The organism is Streptomyces sp. NPDC059994, from assembly GCF_042737755.1.
Taxonomy (GTDB): domain Bacteria; phylum Actinomycetota; class Actinomycetes; order Streptomycetales; family Streptomycetaceae; genus Streptomyces.
Genome location: NZ_JBHWUR010000003.1, coordinates 1 through 16972, shown reverse-complemented (window position 1 = coordinate 16972; position 16972 = coordinate 1). Strand labels below are relative to the sequence as shown.

The following is a 16972-nucleotide window of genomic DNA, read 5'->3' as shown; positions in this document are numbered from 1 at the left end:
GGTAGGTGCTCAGTGCACTGACTAAACACTGAGCCTACCGCTACGGGGAAGCGAAGGGCAGGGGGAAGCAATGGCCGAAATTCGAGGGCTGCGCGAGGCGGTGGCCGACCTGATCCGCGACGGGGACACGGTCGCCATGGAGGGGTTCACCCATCTCATTCCGTTCGCGGCGGCGCATGAGGTCATCCGGCAGGGCATCACCGATCTCACTCTGGTGCGGATGACCCCGGACGTGATCTACGACCAGCTCATCGGGGCGGGGCTGGCCAGGAAGCTGGTGTTCTCCTGGGGCGGCAACCCGGGCGTCGGCTCGCTGCACCGCTTCCGCGACGCGGTCGAGAACGGCTGGCCGCGGCCGCTGGAGCTGGACGAGCACAGCCACGCGGGTATGGCCAACCGCTATGCGGCGGGCGCCTCGCGGCTGCCGTTCGCGCTCCTCAACGGCTACCGGGGGAGCGATCTGGGACGCCGTACGACAACGCTGTCAACGATCGACTGCCCCTTCACCGGGCAGGAGCTGGCGGCGGTCGCCGCGGTCAACCCGGACGTCACGGTCATCCACGCCCAGCAGGCCGACCGCGAGGGCAACGTCCAGCTGTGGGGGCTCGCCGGGGTGCAGAAGGAGGCGGTCCTCGCGGCCGAGCGGGTGCTCGTCACCGTCGAGGAACTCGTCGAGGTGCTGGAGCCGTGCCCTGGCTGCGTGGTGCTGCCGGGCTGGGTCGTCGACGCCGTGGCCTGGGTGCCGGGCGGCGCCCATCCCTCGTACGCCGCGGGGTACTCGGAGCGGGACAACGACTACTACCGGGAGTGGGACCGCGTCTCGCGGGACCGGGGAGTGTTCCAGCAGTGGCTCAAGGAGTGTGTGACCGGATGAGCGAAGGGCCGGGCCGGGGCCGCCCCGGCGGTGACGTGCTGATGGAGGTGGGCGCGGCGCGGGCCCTCGCGGGCGCGCGGACGTGCTTCGTGGGCATCGGACTGCCGTCCACGGCCGCCAACCTCGCCCGCCGAGTGCACAACCCCGGCCTGGTCCTGATCTACGAGTCCGGGGCCATCGGCGCCAAGCCGTCCCGGCTGCCGCTCTCCATCGGCGACGGCGAACTCGCCGACACCGCCGACGCGCTGGTCCCGGTGGCCGAGATGTTCAACTACTGGCTCCAGGGCGGCCGTATCGACGTCGGATTCCTCGGCGCGGCCCAGCTGGACCGGTACGCCAACATCAACACGACCGAGGTGGACCGGGGTTCCGGCCGCCCGCGGGGGCGGCTGCCCGGCGCGGGCGGCGCCCCCGAGATCGCCGCGCACTGCGGCGAGGTGCTCATCGCACTGCGCCACTCGCCGCGCACCCTGGTCGAGCGCCTCGACTTCGTCACCACCCTGGGCCACGGGAGCGGCCCCGGCGACCGCGCCCGCCACGGGCTGCGCGGCCGGGGCCCGGTCGCCGTCATCACCGACCTCGGCGTCCTGCGCCCGGACCCGGAGACCGCCGAACTGGTCCTGACCGAGGTGCACCCCGGCGTCACCGTCGGCCAGGTGCGGGAGGCGACGGGGTGGCCGCTGCGGACCGCGGACCGGGTGGGGGTGACCCCGCCGCCCAGTGAAGTGGAGCTGAAGGAGCTGAGCGCTCTCAAATCGGCCTGAAAGAGGCAGAGATGACATCTCGTCAGCAGTACGGGGCACCACCCGACGGTCTCGATCAGCATGTCATCGACACGGAGGCGGCCGACGTCCGGGCCGCCGTCCGGGCCGCGGCGCGGGCCGCTGACCACCCGCCCCGCGACTTCCCGCCGTACGTGGGCAGCCGGCTGCGCCACCCACGGCGCCCGCCGCTGCCGGTGCGCGACCCGGACGCCGTCGAGCTGCGCGGGCCGGTCTTCGGCGCCACCGACGTCGGCCCGCTCGACCACGATCTGACCGCGCACCACCGGGGCGAGCCGCTGGGCGAGCGCATCACGGTGAGCGGCCGGATCCTGGACCGCCGCGAGCGGCCGGTGGCGGGTCAGCTGACCGAGATCTGGCAGGCCAACGCGGCCGGGCGGTACGCCCACCAGCTCGACCGGCACCGCGCGCCCCTCGACCCGCACTTCACCGGCTTCGGGCGCTGCCTCACCGACGCGGAGGGGCGCTACTCCTTCACCACCGTCAAGCCGGGCGCCTACCCCTGGCAGAACCACGAGAACGCCTGGCGGCCCGCGCACATCCACTTCTCGCTCTTCGGGACCGCCTTCACCCAGCGGCTGATCACCCAGATGTACTTCCCGGGCGACCCGCTGCTCACCTACGACCCGATCCTGCTCTCGGTCCCCGACGAGGCCGCGCGGCGGCGGCTGGTCGCGGCGTACGATCCCGAACTGTCCGTCCCCGACTGGTCGTTGGGCTACCGCTGGGACATCGTCCTGGACGGGCCCTCGGCCACCGCGTTCGGGGAGGGGGAGCAGTGAGGCATCCGACGCCCTCCCAGACCATCGGCCCCTTCTACGGTCACGCCCTGCCCTTCTCGGGCGGTGAGGCGATGGCGCCGCCGGGGCACCCGGACACCGTCACGCTGCACGGCCACGTCTACGACGGCGAGGGCGAGCCCGTACCGGACGCCCTCCTGGAGTTCTGGCAGCCGGGGCCCGACGGCTCCCGGACCGGGAAGCCCGGCTCCCTCGGCCGCAACGGGGTCGACTTCACCGGCTTCGGCCGCGTCCCCACCGACGCGTCCGGCCACTGGACCGTCCGCACGCTGGCGCCGGCCGGGGTCCCGTACCTCTGCGTCGCGGTCTTCGCACGCGGCCTGCTGCACCACCTCTTCACCAGGGTGTATCTGACCGGGGCGCCGGACCCGCTGCTCGACTCCCTGGAGCCGGAGCTGCGCCGCACGCTGGTGGCGGTGCCCGACCCCGGGGCGCGCGGCCACCGCTTCGACATCCACCTCCAGGGCGCGAAGGAGACGGTGTTCCTTGAGTTCCGCTGACCCCGGGGACGCAGGTCTCCTCCACCACCGCTGCGAAGGCCCGGCGGGCGGCCCGGTGCTGGTCCTCGGGCCCGCCCTGGGGACGTCCACGGCCGTGTGGGACGGCGTCGCCCCCGGGCTCGCCGCCACCCACCGGGTCGTCCGGTGGGACCTGCCCGGCCACGGGGGCTCGCCCACCGCGCTGATCGGGCCGGGCGCCGGCGTCGGGGACCTCGCCCGCCTCGTGCTCCGGCTCGCCGACTCCCTTGGGGTGCGCGGCTTCTCGTACGCGGGGGTCTCGCTCGGCGGAGCCGTCGGGATGTGGCTCGCCGCGCACCATCCGGACCGCGTGGACCGGCTCGCCGTGGTCTGCGCCTCGGCGGACTTCGGCGGCCGGGAACCCTGGCACGGGCGGGCCGGCGTCGTACGCCGGGAGGGGATGGAGCCGGTCGCGGCGGGCGCCGCCGGGCGGTGGTTCACGCCCGGGTTCGAGGCGCCGGGCCCGCTCGCGGACCTGCGCGCCGCCGACCCGCGCGGCTACGCGGCGGCGTGCGACGCCCTGGCCGGGTACGACCTGCGGACCGAGCTGAAGAAGATCGCGGCGCCGACGCTGGTGATCGCCGGGCGGGCCGACCCGGTCACCCCGCCCGCGCACGCGCGCGAACTCGCGGACGCCGTCCCGGGAGCCTCGCTCGTCGAGATCGCGGGCGCCTCCCACCTCGCCCCGGTGGAGCGTCCCGAGGCCGTACTGGCCGCTCTGCGCGGCCACTTGGCGCCGCCCGCGCCGGGCGGCGCCGCGATCCGCCGCGAGGTCCTCGGGGACGCCCACGTCGACCGGGCCGAGGCCCGCACCGACGCCTTCACCGCCCGCTTCCAGGACCTCGTCACCCGGTACGCCTGGGGCGAGATCTGGGGCGATCCGACGCTCACCCGGCGCGAGCGCAGCCTCATCACGCTGACCGCGCTCGTGGCCCGCGGGCACCTGGACGAGCTGGCCCTCCATGTGCGGGCCGCGCGCCGGGGCGGGCTCACCCCGGACGAGATCGGCGCGGTGCTGCTCCAGACCGCGGTCTACTGCGGGGTGCCCGCCGCCAACTCCGCCTTCGCCGTGGCCCAGCGGGTGCTGGCCGAGCCGGTGGCGCAGGCGGAGTGACGGGACGTCAGCCCTGTGGGGCGTACGACGGGCGGCCCCGGCCGCGGGTCAGCGCGTACCCGGCGACACCGGCGAGCGCGCCGAGCACACCGCCGACGGCCGTCCAGATCCAGCGGTCGGTCCACCAGCCGGACGACCAGCCGTCCTCCGGCTCGGCCTTCGGGCCGCCCGCCCCCAGTGGGGTGGAGAGGCTGCCGTCCACCGCCTTGGAGCCGCCCGTCTTCAGGGTGGTCGGCTTCATCTCCGCCTTGACGGGCAGACCCCGCTCGGAGGCGGGCAGACCGACGGCGGTCAGCCGTACGTAGTAGCTGCCCGGCAGCGGGTCGTTCGACCAGCCGTCGGCCCAGGCCCGCACCGGGCGCAGCGTGCAGGAGAGCGTCACGCTGGTGGCGTCGGGCGCGGCCGCGCGGGACTGCGCCCCGTACATGCACGGCTGGCGGCGTCGCAGCCCGTCGTACACGTCGATCCGCCAGGTCGTCGCCGCCTGGCGGCCGGCCGACGGCAGCGTCACCGTGGCGTCGACGGTGGGGCGCTGCCCCGCGTCGGCGGGGAAGACCCAGTACAGGTAGTCACCGCTCGACGCCGTCGCCGTGGCCTGCTGGCCCTGCTTGACGGGCGTCGCCGTACGGAACGTGGTGCCCGCCTCCGTCGGCGCGCCGGTGGACTTGCTCGGGCTGGGCGAGGGCGTTCCGGCCAGCGCCGGGGCCGCCGGAGCGAGCAGCGCGGCGCCGGTGAGCAGCGCCGCGGCCAGCATCCTTGTGGTACGCATCAGTTGGTCCTCCAGACAGCCACGCGCCAGCGCGAGATCCAGCCCCACAGCAGACCGGCGAGCAGGCCGGTGAGCACCAGCACGCCGAGCAGCCACCAGCCGCGGCCGAGGCCGAAGGCGGCCACGTCGGACGGCTGGTCGGGGCCGTCCACGACGTCCACGGTCAGCTCGACCGGCATGCCGGGCGTGGTCTTCACCGACGCGGGCGCCGAGAAGGAGTTGCTGACCTGGAGGCAGACGGTCTCGATGGCGTCCTTGTCGGCGTCGTCCTTCGCCTTGGGCTTCGGATAGCGCAGACCCGTCGAGATCAGGTCGGTGCGGCCGTCGCCCGCCTCGGAGCCGCGGACGATCTCCCGGCCGTGCCGGGTGACGGCCCGCATCAGGACGCCGTAGTCGTTGTTGACGGGGCGGTCGGCGCCGATGCTGACGGCGGCGCGCAGCTCCTGGCCGGGCTTGACCTCGACCTTGTACCAGCGGTGCTCGCCGAACGTCTCGCGGTCGGTGTACAGGCCGGGCTTGAGCTGGGGCGCGCTCTCACAGCCGGCGGCGCCGTTGGTGGCGACCGGGACCACCACCGGGTCGGCGGCGCGGTCCACCGACTGCTTGACGCGGTCCTTGAGCTCGTCCTTGTGCTTCACCGCGGTGTACGTGCCGCCGGTCGCCTGGGCGATGCAGGTCAGCTGGTCACGGGTCTTGGCGTCCGGGTTGAGGCCGAGGGTGTCGATGACCAGGTGGATGCCCTGGGCGGCGATGTCGCGCGCCACCTCGCACGGGTCGAGCGGGGCGCAGGTGTCCTCGCCGTCCGTGATGAGCACGATCCGGCGGGTCGCCTCGCCGCCCTTGAGGTCCTGCGCCGCGCCCTGGAGGGCGGGGCCGATCGGCGTCCAGCCGGTCGGGGCGAGCGTGGCGACGGCGGTCTTCGCCTCGGTGCGGTCGAGCGGGCCGACCGGGTACAGCTGGCGGGTGTCCTTGCAGCCGACCTGGCGGTCGTTGCCCGGGTAGTTGGCGCCGAGCGTGCGTATGCCGAGCTCGACCTCCGGCGGGACCGAGTCCAGCACGTCGTTGAAGGCCTGCTTGGCGACGGCGATCCGGGACTGGCCGTCGATGTCGCGGGCCCGCATCGAGCCGCTGACGTCGAGCACCAGCTCGACCTTGGGTGCGGCCTTCTGCGCGGGCGGTCCGTCGTCCGCGACCGCGTCGGCCGGGAGGATACCGGTGGCGAGGGTGGCGAGCAGCGCGCCCACCCCGGCCGCCAGCCGTTTTCTGGTGATCATCGCCGGATCCTATGGAAGATCGTATCCCCGCCCAAATCCAGCGGTGCGGCGGCCGGTTCCGCCGAGAGGCGGGCCGAAGGGCGCCCGGGTCAGGGATCCACCCGCTTGACGCTCTCCAGGAGCATGTCCAGCCACTCGGTGACCTTGTCCCGGTGCTTGTCCGTGGGGAGCTGCGCGGCCCGCCAGGCGATGCCGCGCACACCGTGGTCCTGAAGGAGGCGCTCCAGCGGGTCCTCCCCGGCCGGGGCGAGCGTGTCGAGTCCGCGCTCCCGGTCGTGCTCGCGGGCGGCGAAGGAGTGCAGCAGCTCCTGCTCGGTGCGGAGCAGGGCGTCGCCCAGGGCCTCGCTGTCCTCGGCGGTGAGATAGCCCGCGTGGACCTTGAAGAAGCGCTGGATGGCGTCGCAGTGCTCCATGGTCGGGCGGCGGTCGCCGTTGATGAGCGCACCCGCCTGCTGCCGGGACATCCCGGCGCCGTCGGCGATCTCCTGCTGGGTGTAGGGGCGGCCGTTGGGTTTGAGCCGGGAGCGGCGCAGCGCTCCGAAGCGCTGGAGGAACCGGGCCTGGACGTCCGGCTCGCCGGCCGCAACGCCGTCGAGCAGCGCCTGGACGACATCGGCCGGAACACCCGAGGCGTCGGAGAGCTGGTGGACGTCGAAGACCTCTACCTGGCTCATTCCGAGCTTGCGGGCCAGTTCGCCGACGCGGGCGGCGATGTCCCCCAGGGGGCCCGTGGCCGCCGGTCCCGGATCCGAGAAGCCGTCCGTCACCAGTAATTCTCCTAGATCACACGAGTTGCTCCACACAGCTCGAACACAAAGTGAATATGTCCGGAGGCTACTTGCTCACGCCGTCGAGAACCAGAACTTGCCACAGCTGTGGCGTATTTGAGGCGTTCTCGGGCTGGAATGCCACGATGGTTGACATTGTCTTGTCGGCGGGAGCAGGATCGCAGCACGGTGCGAAGATCGACCTCTGTGCGATGAGGACGTGGAGGACGGCAGGCGCACCGCGTGCCTGCAAGAGGAGTCGCGTTCTCGATGGTGAAAGAACCGTTGGTGAACAGGTCAGCCGGCCCCGTACCGGAGAACGTACGGGGCGCCACCGCCACCGCCACCGGCCAGTGGGACGCCGAGGCGCGTGCCTACGTCGACGACCACATCGCGATGATGGACGCCACGGACCTACCGTCGTTCCTCGTCGACCGCAGCTGGAACATCGTGCACGCCAACACCGCGTACGACACGCTCTTCCGGGCCGTGGGCCCCCACCCCACCGCGATGCCGCGCCACAACTTCCTGCGTTTCGTGCTCTTCCACCCGCACGCGGGCTCCGTGCTCGCCCAGCACGAGACGGGCTGGTGCCTCCCCATGCTCGCGCAGCTCTCGTCCGCTCTGGAGCAGGACCCGCACGACCCCGAACTGCGGGCCGTGCGCCGCGAGATCGCCGACGACCCGCTGATGAGCGCGGCCTACCAGCAGGGCCTGCCGCACTGGATGCGCATGGTCGGCCCGGCCGCCGTGCACCACGACGGGACCGTACGCGCCGTGCGCCACCCCGACCCCGGCTGGGACGCCGTGGAGTGCCGCGTCCTCGACGAGTCCTCCGGCACGCTGGGCGAGCTGGGACTGCGCCGGGTCACCCTGGTCCTGCGCCGCGAGCCCGCCGAGGCCCGCGCGCACGCGCCCAAGAGCGCGCCGAGGAACGTCGTGATCACCCGGCGCCGAGGCCATCTGAGCGTCGTCCGCACGGACCCGGCCCCCGCCGAGGGCTGACCGGGAACACCCGCCACGACCGCCGTGGACAATGAGCGGGTGACACTCCGCTACCGCGTACTCGGACCGACGCGGGCCCTGTGCCCGGACGGCAGTGAGGTGCCCCTCGGCGGCGCCCGGCTGCGGGCGCTGCTCGCCGCGCTTGCGGCGGGCGCCGGACGCGCGGTGCCGGTACCGGAGCTGGCCGCACGGGTCTGGGGCGATGACGACACCGCACCCGCCGACGAGGCCGCCGCGGTGCAGGCGCTGGCCGGCCGGCTGCGAAGGGCGCTCGGCCGGGGCGCCGTGGAGTCCGTGCCGGGCGGCTACCGGCTGGCCGCCGGCCCCGACGACATCGACGTGTTCCGCTTCGAACGGCTGGCGCGGGAAGGCGCGGACGCGTTGGCGGACGGGGACGCGGAGCGGGCGGCACGACTGCTCGACCAGGCCCTCGCGCTGTGGCAGGGGCCGGTCCTGGCCGACCTTCCGGTACGGGAGCGGGACCCGCTCGTCGTACGGGCCGAGCGCCGCCACTCCGAGGCGCGCCGGTCCCGCCTCGCCGCCGAGACCGCCCTCGGCCGCGCCGAGCAGACCCTGCCGGAACTGGCCGCCCTGGTCGCCGCGACACCCCTGGACGAGCCGTTGCGGGCCCTGCACCTGCGCGCGCTGACGGCGGCGGGCCGCCGGGCCGAGGCGCTGGTGGCGTACGAGTCGGCCCGGGTCGCCCTCGACGAGGCACTGGGCACCGCCCCCGGGCCCGAACTGCGGGCGCTGCACGCCGAGTTGCTGCGGGACGCCGCCCCGGCGCCGGAGCCGACGGCGCGGACCGGCCCGCCCGCGGAGAGCGCGTCGGACCCGGCGGCACGGGTACGGGCCGCGCCGCCCACGTACACCCAAGGCGCACCGCGTCCCGGCGCCAACCCCGGCAACCTCCGCGCCCGGCTCACCTCCTTCGTCGGGCGCGAGCCGGAACTCCGCGCCCTGCGCGCGGACTTGGCCGACGGGCGGCTCGTCACCCTCACCGGGCCCGGCGGCGCGGGCAAGACCCGGCTCGCCCTGGAGGCCGCCGAAGCCGTCGCACCGGAGTGGGCCGACGGCGTCTGGCTGGCCGAGCTCGCGCCCGTTCGGGAGGCGGCGCGGCTGCCGCAGGCCCTGCTCACCGCACTCGGGGCGCGCGAGAGCGTGCTGCTCACCGGGGCCGAGGGCGGACCCGGCGACCCGCTGGAACGGCTCGTCGCGCACTGCGGCCACCGCCGGATGCTGCTCGTCCTCGACAACTGCGAGCAGATCGCCGCCGGGGCGGCCGAGCTGGCGCACGAACTGCTCACCTGCTGCCCCGGTGTCACCATTCTCGCCACCAGCAGGGAACCCCTCGGCGTCCCGGGGGAGCGGGTGCGCGCGGTCGGACCCCTGCCGCTCGACACCGCCCTGCGGCTGTTCGGCCAGCGGGGCGCGGCGGCCCGGGCCGGGTTCCGCGTCTCCGAGGACCCCGAGGCCGCCGCCGAGGTCTGCCGCCGCCTCGACGGGCTGCCGCTCGCCCTCGAACTCGCCGCCGCCCGGCTGCGGATGCTCACCCCGCGCCAGCTCGCGGACCGCCTCGACGACAGGTTCCGGCTGCTCGGGGACGGCGCCCGCACCAGCAGGACGCTGCGGCCCCGGCAGCAGACCCTGCGGGCCGTGGTCGACTGGTCCTGGGAGCTCCTCGACGCACGCGAGCGGGCGGTGCTGCGCCGCCTCGCCGTCTTCTCCGGCGGCTTCGCGCTGCCGGAGGCGGAGGCGGTCTGCGCCGATCCCGCCACCACGTCGGAACACCCCGCCGACGTACTCGGCCTGCTTGCCTCCCTCGTCGACAAGTCCCTGGTCGTGGCGGCCCCGGACGGTGGCGTGATGCGCTACCGGCTCCTTGAGACCGTCGCGGAGTACGCCGCCGAGCGCCTCGCCGAGTCCGGTGAGCGCAAGGCCGTCGAGCTGCGCCACCTGGTCGCGTACCGCGAACTCGCCCGCACCGGCGAGGCCGTGCTGCGCGGGCCCCGGCAGGCCGGCGGGATGCGGCGGTTCGAGACGGAGCACGGGAACGTGCGGACCGCGCTCGGCAGGGCGGTCGAGTACGGCCGCGAGCAGGACGCGCTCTGTCTGACCCTCTCCATGAGCTGGTTCTGGCAGCTGCGCGGCCACCAGAGCGATGCCCGCGCCTGGTCGCTCGCCGCGACCGGGCTGGGGCCCGACCCGTTCGCGGAGCCGGTGCGCCCGGCCGTGCCGCTCGCGGCGCGCTGCACCGACGCGCCGCCGCCGTGGTCCGAGGAGCAGCTGTGGGAGGCCCGGCGCGGGGTGCGGATGATGCTGTTCGCGGGCGGCGAGGGCGAGGGCGCGGAGTTCGCCGGCGCCGCGGCCGGGCCGTATCTGCGGCGCGTCGTGGCCGCGTACGGCTCCGCGATGCCGCAGAACTGCCGCCAGCCCGGGTCCGTCTGGTACTTCGCCCGGATGCTCACCCATGAGTTCGCCGGGTTCCCGCAGGCCGTCGACGCGATGGTCGAGGACTGCCGGGCGCACGGCGAGCCGTGGGACCTCGCCTTCGCGCTGCTGCTCCGCTCCAAGCTGGTCGGTGGCCCCGACGCGGACGAGGCGCTGGCCCTGTTCGAACGGCTCGGGGACCCGTGGGCCATCGCGGAGACGCTCTCGGCACGCGGCGAGGACCACTCGCGGCAGGGCCGGTACGAAGAGGCCGCGGCCGACTTCGAGCGCGCCATGGAGTCCACCACCTGGACCGGCGCGTACGCCCAGGGCCCCATGTTCAAGGCGCGCCTCGCGACGGTCCGCCTCGCGGTCGCCGGGACGGACGAGGAGAGCGAGCGGGCCGAGCGGCTGCTGCTCGACGCCGTCGAGGAGTCGCGCCACTACGCGGGCGAGGGCGTCGGCACCGCCCGGATGCTGCTCGCCCACCACTACGCGGCCACCGGTCGGGTGGGTCTGGCACGCGAGCAACTGCGCCTGATGGAGGCCGAGTTCACCACGGCCGTCCCGGAGATGTTCCGCGGTCTGGTCGCCGGGGTGGACGGCTGGCTGGACTGCCTCGGTGGCGCCTACACCGACGCGCTCGGGCGGGTGCGGGAGGCGGTGCGGCAGCTGGAGGGGCAGGCGTATCTGGTCGCACCCCACCTGATTATCAGTCAGTTCCTGGTCGCCGCCTGGGCGAAGGCGCACCTCGGCGCCGCCGAGGAGGGCGCCCGCCTGCTCGGCGCGTACGACCGGCACGCCACCGGGCGGCACGGCGGCTTCGGACTGCGGCCGCTGCCGTCCGAGCCCGCCGTCCGGCTCCGCGCCGAGGCGGAACTGCGCGCCGTGCTCGACGGCACCGCGTACCGCCGCTCCTACGAGGAGGGGCACGGACTGGCGGTGGAGGCGGCCGCGGCCCTGGTGTGAGGTGCGGTGGTGAGGCGAGTGAAGGGGGAGCAGCCAGGGGCGCGTGAAGCTCGGCTGTTGGCCCGCTTAAGAAAACCTCGATGGACGCGAGAGGCTCTTGCTCGGCAGATTAGTGATCAGCCATGGAACCATGGCTTTCGCCCTCTTTGTACGTCCCGGGAGCCGCCCCCCATGAAGGCCCTTGTCAAGCAGCACGCCGAACCCGGACTGTGGCTCATGGACGTCCCCGAGCCGGAGACCGGCCCCGGCGACGTGCTGATCAAGGTGCTGCGCACCGGCATCTGCGGCACCGATCTGCACATCCGCTCCTGGGACGGCTGGGCGCAGGGCGCCGTCAGGACCCCCCTCGTCCTCGGCCACGAGTTCGTCGGCGAGGTCGCGGCGGTCGGCGCGGACGTCCGGGACATCGCGGTCGGTGAGCTGGTCAGCGGCGAGGGCCATCTGGTCTGCGGCAAGTGCCGCAACTGTCTGGCGGGCCGCCGTCACCTGTGCCGCTCCACGATCGGCCTCGGCGTGGGGCGCGACGGCGCCTTCGCGGAGTACGTGGCGCTGCCCGCCTCCAACGTGTGGGTGCACCGCACCCCGGTCGACCTCGACGTCGCCGCGATCTTCGACCCGTTCGGCAACGCCGTGCACACCGCGCTCTCCTTCCCGCTGGTCGGCGAGGACGTCCTGATCACCGGGGCGGGCCCGATCGGCATCATGGCGGCGGCCGTGGCCAAGCACGCGGGCGCCCGCAACGTCGTGATCACCGACGTCAGCCCCGAGCGCCTGGAGCTGGCCCGCAAGGCCGGTGCGACGCTCGCGGTGAACGTGGCGCAGTCCTCCATCGCGGACGCCCAGCGCCAGCTCGGTCTGCGCGAGGGCTTCGACGTCGGCCTGGAGATGTCCGGCCGCGGCGAGGCCATGCGCGACATGATCGACAACATGACGCACGGCGGCAAGATCGCGATGCTCGGACTGCCCGCGCAGGAGTTCGCCGTCGACTGGTCGAAGATCGTCACCTCGATGATCACGGTCAAGGGCATCTACGGCCGCGAGATGTTCGAGACGTGGTACGCGATGACGGTGCTGCTCGAAGGCGGCCTCGACCTCTCCCCGGTGATCACCGGCAGCTACGCGTACCGGGACTTCGACGCGGCCTTCGACGAGGCCGCCACCGCCCGCAGCGGCAAGATCATCCTCGACTGGACCGCCTGAGTCCGCTTCACGGCATCTAGGAGCCTGAGCATGTACGCGTCCGTTCGCGACGACCTCCAGAACACCCTCGACGAGATCCGCGAGGCCGGTCTCTTCAAGCCCGAGCGGGTGATCTCCACCCCGCAGAACGCCTCGGTCTCGGTCCCCACCGGCGAGGTCCTGAACTTCTGCGCCAACAACTACCTGGGCCTCGCCGACCACCCCGAGGTGGTCGCCGCCGCCAAGGAGGCCCTCGACCGCTGGGGCTACGGCATGGCCTCGGTCCGCTTCATCTGCGGCACCCAGGACGTCCACAAGGAGCTGGAGGCCCGTCTGTCGGCGTTCCTCGGCCAGGAGGACACGATCCTCTACTCGTCCTGCTTCGACGCCAACGGCGGTGTCTTCGAGACCATCCTCGGCGCCGAGGACGCGGTGATCTCCGACGCCCTCAACCACGCCTCGATCATCGACGGCATCCGCCTCTCCAAGGCCGCCCGCCACCGGTACGCCAACCGCGACATGGCCGAGCTGGAGGCGAAGCTCAAGGAGGCCTCCGGTGCGCGCCGTCGCCTCATCGTCACCGACGGTGTCTTCTCCATGGACGGCTACGTCGCTCCGCTCCAGGAGATCTGCGACCTCGCCGACCGCTACGACGCGATGGTCATGGTCGACGACTCGCACGCCGTCGGCTTCGTCGGGCCGGGCGGCCGCGGCACGCCCGAGCTGCACGGCGTCATGGACCGCGTCGACATCATCACCGGCACCCTCGGCAAGGCCCTCGGCGGCGCCTCCGGCGGCTACGTCGCGGCCCGCGCCGAGATCGTCGCCCTGCTGCGCCAGCGCTCGCGCCCGTACCTCTTCTCGAACTCGCTGGCCCCGGTGATCGCCGCCGCCTCCCTGAAGGTCCTGGACCTGCTGGAATCGGCGGGTGACCTGCGCGACAAGCTCGCCGCCAACACCGCGCTCTTCCGGACGCGGATGACCGAGGCGGGCTTCGAGATCCTGCCCGGCGACCACGCCATCGCCCCCGTCATGATCGGCGACGCCGCCGAGGCCGCCCGCATGGCCGAGCTGCTCCTTGAGCGCGGTGTGTACGTGATCGGCTTCTCCTACCCGGTGGTCCCGATGGGCCAGGCCCGTATCCGCGTCCAGCTCTCCGCCGCGCACTCCACGGCCGATGTGGAGCGGGCCGTGGCGGCGTTCATCGACGCGCGGGCGACAATGGCCGGGTGATCGACCCGCGCCGGCTCCGCATCCTGCGCGCCGCGGCGGACCACCGTACGGTGACCGCCGCGGCCGCAGCGCTGTATCTGACCCCTTCCGCCGTCTCCCAGCAGCTCGCCGCCCTGGAGCAGGAGACCGGCCACACGCTGCTGACCCGCAGCGGCAAGGGCGTACGGCTCACGGCGGCCGGCGAGATCCTCCTGGAGCACGCCAACGCGGTCCTCGCCCAGCTGGAGCGGGCGGAGGCGGAGCTGGCGGCGTACGCGGGCGGAGCGGCCGGCGATGTGACCGTGGCGGCGTTCGCCACCGGCATCGCGGAGGTGCTCGCCCCGGCCGTGGCCCTGCTGCGCGGGACGCACCCCACGATCCGGGTCCGGGTCCGCGACGCCGAGGGCGACGAGTCGCTGCCCATGGTCCTGGACGGCGAGGCGGACCTGGCGCTGGCGGTCGAGTACCGGGGCGCCCCCAGGGAGGACGACCGGCGCATGGTCCGGGTCGCGCTCTACGCGGAGCCCTTCGACGCGGTGCTCCCGGCCGGACACCCCCTGGCGCACGTGCCCGAGGTGCGTCTGTCGGCGCTGTCCGAGGACGACTGGATCGGCCCGTACCCCGGCAACCCCTGCCACGACGTGGTCTTCCTCGCCTGTGAGCTGGCGGGCTTCGAGCCGCGGCTGATCCACTCCTCGGACGACTTCCGCGCCGTGGTGGCCCTGGCGGGCGCGGGGGCGGGCGTGGCCCTGGTGCCCCGCTCGGCGCTGCGCGGCATGGAGCAGAAGAACACGGTGGTGCGCCCGGTGGCGGGCCCCGCCGCCACCCGCCGCGTCTTCGCGGCGGTCCGCAGCGGCGCCGAGCACCACCCGCTGATCAGCCCGGTCCTGGACGCCCTGGTCCGGGCGGCGGAAGGTCTGACGACGGGCTGAGCCCGTGGGCGCGCAGGTCCGGTCCGCCGGGGCGGGGAGCGAAGTCCCACCCCGGGTCGGCGCGACGGGCGAGCGAACAGGCTAGGTCCATGCCGGTGCCGTTCCAGTCAGCTGGCATACCACCAGGTACAGCGGGATGGGCGGTGTGTACGGGCTGGTGCCCTCGGGGCAGTGGATCATCCGCCGTCCCGGGGTCTCCGGAACGCGGGCGTCCGGGGCGTAGCGGGCCGGGTGCGGCCAGGTCAGGTCGTGGTCCGAGCCCGCCGGGACGACCCACCACCAGCAGTCGGCGTCCGCGAAGACGCACCCCGAGCGGGGCAGCCGCGCCAGGACCCGGAAGCCGTAGGACGCGGGCACCGCGACCGCGTCGCAGCCCAGAGACGCCGGGAGCGCCGGCGGCAGCACGAGTCTGCTGCCGCCGGTCGCTCCGGCGCCCCCTTGCGAGCCGGGCCCCCGAGGCCCCCCAGCCTCATCCCGGCCGCCTCTGGACAGAAGTGTGTGTGAGCCGTTCAGCATGTACGGCCCGCCCCGAGCCGGGCCCAGACGATCCGGCCGATGCCGCGCGGCACGTGGTGGGCGCCCCAGGCGACGCTCAGCGCGTCGACGAGCAGCAGCCCGCGCCCGCGCTCCTCGCCGTCGGCCGCGTCGCACAGCGTGGGCCCGCCCACGCCGTACCCCTGGTCCTGGACGACGACCGTCAAGTGCCCGGCGGTGAAGGAGAGTTCGCAGGACACACGGGTGCCCGCGGTGTGCACGACGGCGTTGGTGACGAGTTCGGAGATCACCAGGGCGGCGGCGTCGCCCAGGTCCTCGCCGAGACCCCACCGGACGGTGACCTCGGCCGTGTGGCGGCGGGCCGCGGAGGCGGATTCCGGCCGGGCCGACAGTTCGAACGCGTACCGGCGGACGTCGGCGACGGACACCGTGGGGGCCGCGCCTATGAGCTGCGGGACGAGCGCATTACCAGGGGCCACGACCGGGTCCTCACAGTGGGGAAGCGGTGTCGCACGCGACAGCCGCATGTGCTGGCGTTCACCGACTTACCTTCCACCCATCCGTGACACTTGGCAAGGGGCACTCTGAAAATTGCAGAGTGCTGTGTTCTGGGCTGAGGTGGCATGGCACACTGCTCGGCAACGGGTTTAGGGGAGGTCTGACGTGAGTGAACCCCGGTCCGCCCCGACCGTGGGGCAGGTCGTGCTGGGCCGGCGCCTGCAGGATCTGCGCGAGCGGGCCGGCCTCCGGCGCGAAGAGGCGGCGAAGGTGCTCCGGGTCGCCCCCGCCACGATCCGCCGCATGGAGACGGCCGAGGTCTCGCTGAAGATCCCGTACGTACAGCTGCTGCTCAAGGCGTACGGCATCGGGGACGAGGAGACGGACCGTTTCATCGAACTCGCGGAGGAGGCCAACAAGCCGGGGTGGTGGCAGCGCTTCCACGACATCCTGCCCGACTGGTTCAGCATGTACGTCAGCCTGGAGGGCGCGGCCTCGCTCATCCGGACGTACGAGCCGCATTTCGTTCCCGGCCTGCTGCAGACCGAGGAGTACGCGCGCTCGGTGATGGTCAGCGGCGCGCTCGGGCAGACCAGGGCCGCCGACATCGACCGGCATGTGGCGCTGCGCATGGAGCGCCAGTCGCTGCTCACCCGCGACGACGCACCGCGGCTGTGGGTGATCATGGACGAGACGGTGCTGCGCCGCCCGGTGGGTGGCCCCGAGGTGATGCGCGGCCAGCTCGACCGGCTCCTGGAGGCGGCGGAGCTGCCCCATGTGACGCTCCAGCTGGCGGAGTTCGCGACGGGACACCACCCGGGCACGTACGGCCCGTTCGTCCTGTTCAGATTCGCCGTGCCGGAACTCCCGGACATGGTCTACAGCGAGTACCTGACCGGCGCGGTCTATCTCGACGCGCGCCCCGAGGTCGACACGCACCTCGAAGTCATGGACCGCATGGCGGCCCAGGCCGCGACTGCACGACGCACGAAGGAGATCCTGGCGGATCTCCGCGAGGAGCTGTGAATGGATCACATATACAACGGCATGCCGGCCCGTGAGCTCGGGACCGAGGGCTGGCACAAGCCGTGGAGCGGCGGTAACGGCGGCAACTGCGTCGAGGCCATGAAGCTGTCCGACGGCCGGGTCGCGATGCGCCAGTCGGCCGACCCGGAGGGCCCCGCTCTGATCTACACCAGCAACGAGATCGCCGCGTTCATCCTCGGCGCCAAGTCGGGCCAGGCCGACTTCCTGCTGACGTGATCCACCGGACGGGCGCCGCCCGGCGCCCCCGGGGGGGCCCGGCGGCGGCCCAGCCGGGTGCGCCCCCCGCGAAGAAGTTGGGCAGCCCCCG

General features: G+C 73.7%; 17 protein-coding genes. 12 read left to right on the top strand and 5 right to left on the bottom strand.

The annotated features are described in order from the left end of the window. Nucleotides 1–70: 70 nt before the first annotated feature. Genes ACFWA7_RS02705 through pcaD form a run of 5 tightly spaced genes read left to right on the top strand, consistent with a single transcriptional unit; the run spans nt 71 to nt 4088 of the window. Nucleotides 71–874 (top strand): CoA transferase subunit A, encoded by an 804-nt coding sequence (locus ACFWA7_RS02705; RefSeq protein ID WP_385533368.1) that lies wholly within the window; start codon nt 71–73, stop codon nt 872–874. After that, on the top strand, nt 871–1638 hold the full coding sequence (locus ACFWA7_RS02700) for a CoA-transferase subunit beta (RefSeq protein ID WP_385533371.1): 768 nt from the start codon (nt 871–873) through the stop codon (nt 1636–1638). The genes ACFWA7_RS02705 and ACFWA7_RS02700 overlap by 4 nt, the downstream gene beginning before the upstream one ends. Before the next feature lie 11 nt (nt 1639–1649). Next, nucleotides 1650–2438, top strand: a complete 789-nt coding sequence (gene pcaH, locus ACFWA7_RS02695) for a protocatechuate 3,4-dioxygenase subunit beta (RefSeq protein ID WP_385820445.1) — start codon at nt 1650–1652, stop codon at nt 2436–2438. Next, nucleotides 2435–2956, top strand: a complete 522-nt coding sequence (gene pcaG, locus ACFWA7_RS02690; RefSeq protein ID WP_385533376.1) for a protocatechuate 3,4-dioxygenase subunit alpha — start codon at nt 2435–2437, stop codon at nt 2954–2956. The genes pcaH and pcaG overlap by 4 nt, the downstream gene beginning before the upstream one ends. Further along, the gene (gene pcaD, locus ACFWA7_RS02685; protein WP_385820443.1) at nt 2943–4088 is read left to right on the top strand and encodes a 3-oxoadipate enol-lactonase; all 1146 of its coding nucleotides are present in this window, start codon (nt 2943–2945) and stop codon (nt 4086–4088) included. Before pcaG ends, pcaD begins: the two co-directional genes overlap by 14 nt. 7 nt (nt 4089–4095) lie before the next feature. Here pcaD and ACFWA7_RS02680 read toward each other — a convergent pair whose 3' ends face one another. The 3 genes from ACFWA7_RS02680 to ACFWA7_RS02670 all read right to left on the bottom strand — a co-directional run bounded on the left by ACFWA7_RS02680 (nt 4096) and on the right by ACFWA7_RS02670 (nt 6898). Beyond that, nucleotides 4096–4857 carry a hypothetical protein gene (locus ACFWA7_RS02680; RefSeq protein ID WP_385533382.1) on the bottom strand — a complete coding sequence of 254 codons (762 nt, stop codon included), beginning with the start codon at nt 4855–4857 and terminating at the stop codon, nt 4096–4098. Further along, nucleotides 4857–6131: a VWA domain-containing protein gene (locus ACFWA7_RS02675; protein ID WP_385820441.1), complete on the bottom strand. Its 1275-nt coding sequence runs from the start codon at nt 6129–6131 to the stop codon at nt 4857–4859. The genes ACFWA7_RS02680 and ACFWA7_RS02675 overlap by 1 nt, the downstream gene beginning before the upstream one ends. An 89-nt stretch (nt 6132–6220) precedes the next feature. Further along, complete coding sequence (locus ACFWA7_RS02670; protein WP_385820439.1) at nt 6221–6898, bottom strand: helix-turn-helix domain-containing protein; 678 nt, start codon at nt 6896–6898, stop codon at nt 6221–6223. A 288-nt stretch (nt 6899–7186) separates the two neighbouring features. On the opposite strand from ACFWA7_RS02670, the gene ACFWA7_RS02665 reads away from it, so the two are divergent. The 5 genes from ACFWA7_RS02665 (at nt 7187) to ACFWA7_RS02645 (ending at nt 14625) form a co-directional block, all read left to right on the top strand. Continuing rightward, a complete protein-coding gene (locus ACFWA7_RS02665; RefSeq protein WP_385533391.1) occupies nt 7187–7903 on the top strand; it encodes a hypothetical protein in 717 nt (238 codons plus the stop codon). Between the two features lie 39 nt (nt 7904–7942). Next, on the top strand, nt 7943–11302 hold the full coding sequence (locus ACFWA7_RS02660; protein ID WP_385820437.1) for a BTAD domain-containing putative transcriptional regulator: 3360 nt from the start codon (nt 7943–7945) through the stop codon (nt 11300–11302). Nucleotides 11303–11473: 171 nt separating this feature from the next. Continuing rightward, nucleotides 11474–12502 carry an L-threonine 3-dehydrogenase gene (gene tdh, locus ACFWA7_RS02655; protein WP_385533396.1) on the top strand — a complete coding sequence of 343 codons (1029 nt, stop codon included), beginning with the start codon at nt 11474–11476 and terminating at the stop codon, nt 12500–12502. A gap of 30 nt (nt 12503–12532) precedes the next feature. Then, a complete protein-coding gene (locus ACFWA7_RS02650) occupies nt 12533–13714 on the top strand; it encodes a glycine C-acetyltransferase (protein WP_385533398.1) in 1182 nt (393 codons plus the stop codon). Further along, nucleotides 13711–14625, top strand: a complete 915-nt coding sequence (locus ACFWA7_RS02645) for a LysR family transcriptional regulator (RefSeq protein WP_385533401.1) — start codon at nt 13711–13713, stop codon at nt 14623–14625. The genes ACFWA7_RS02650 and ACFWA7_RS02645 overlap by 4 nt, the downstream gene beginning before the upstream one ends. Nucleotides 14626–14706: 81 nt before the next feature. On the opposite strand, the gene ACFWA7_RS02640 is transcribed toward ACFWA7_RS02645, so the two are convergent. After that, nucleotides 14707–15141, bottom strand: a complete 435-nt coding sequence (locus ACFWA7_RS02640) for a hypothetical protein (protein ID WP_385533404.1) — start codon at nt 15139–15141, stop codon at nt 14707–14709. Then, a complete protein-coding gene (locus ACFWA7_RS02635; RefSeq protein ID WP_385533407.1) occupies nt 15135–15599 on the bottom strand; it encodes an ATP-binding protein in 465 nt (154 codons plus the stop codon). Before ACFWA7_RS02635 ends, ACFWA7_RS02640 begins: the two co-directional genes overlap by 7 nt. Nucleotides 15600–15783: 184 nt before the next feature. Here ACFWA7_RS02635 and ACFWA7_RS02630 point away from each other — a divergent pair, with 184 nt between their 5' ends. Together ACFWA7_RS02630 and ACFWA7_RS02625 are read left to right on the top strand one after the other, a co-directional pair. Further along, entirely contained in the window at nt 15784–16644 is an 861-nt protein-coding gene (locus ACFWA7_RS02630) for a helix-turn-helix domain-containing protein (protein ID WP_385533409.1), read from the top strand. Next, entirely contained in the window at nt 16645–16881 is a 237-nt protein-coding gene (locus ACFWA7_RS02625; protein ID WP_385533412.1) for a DUF397 domain-containing protein, read from the top strand. Nucleotides 16882–16972: the final 91 nt, after the last annotated feature.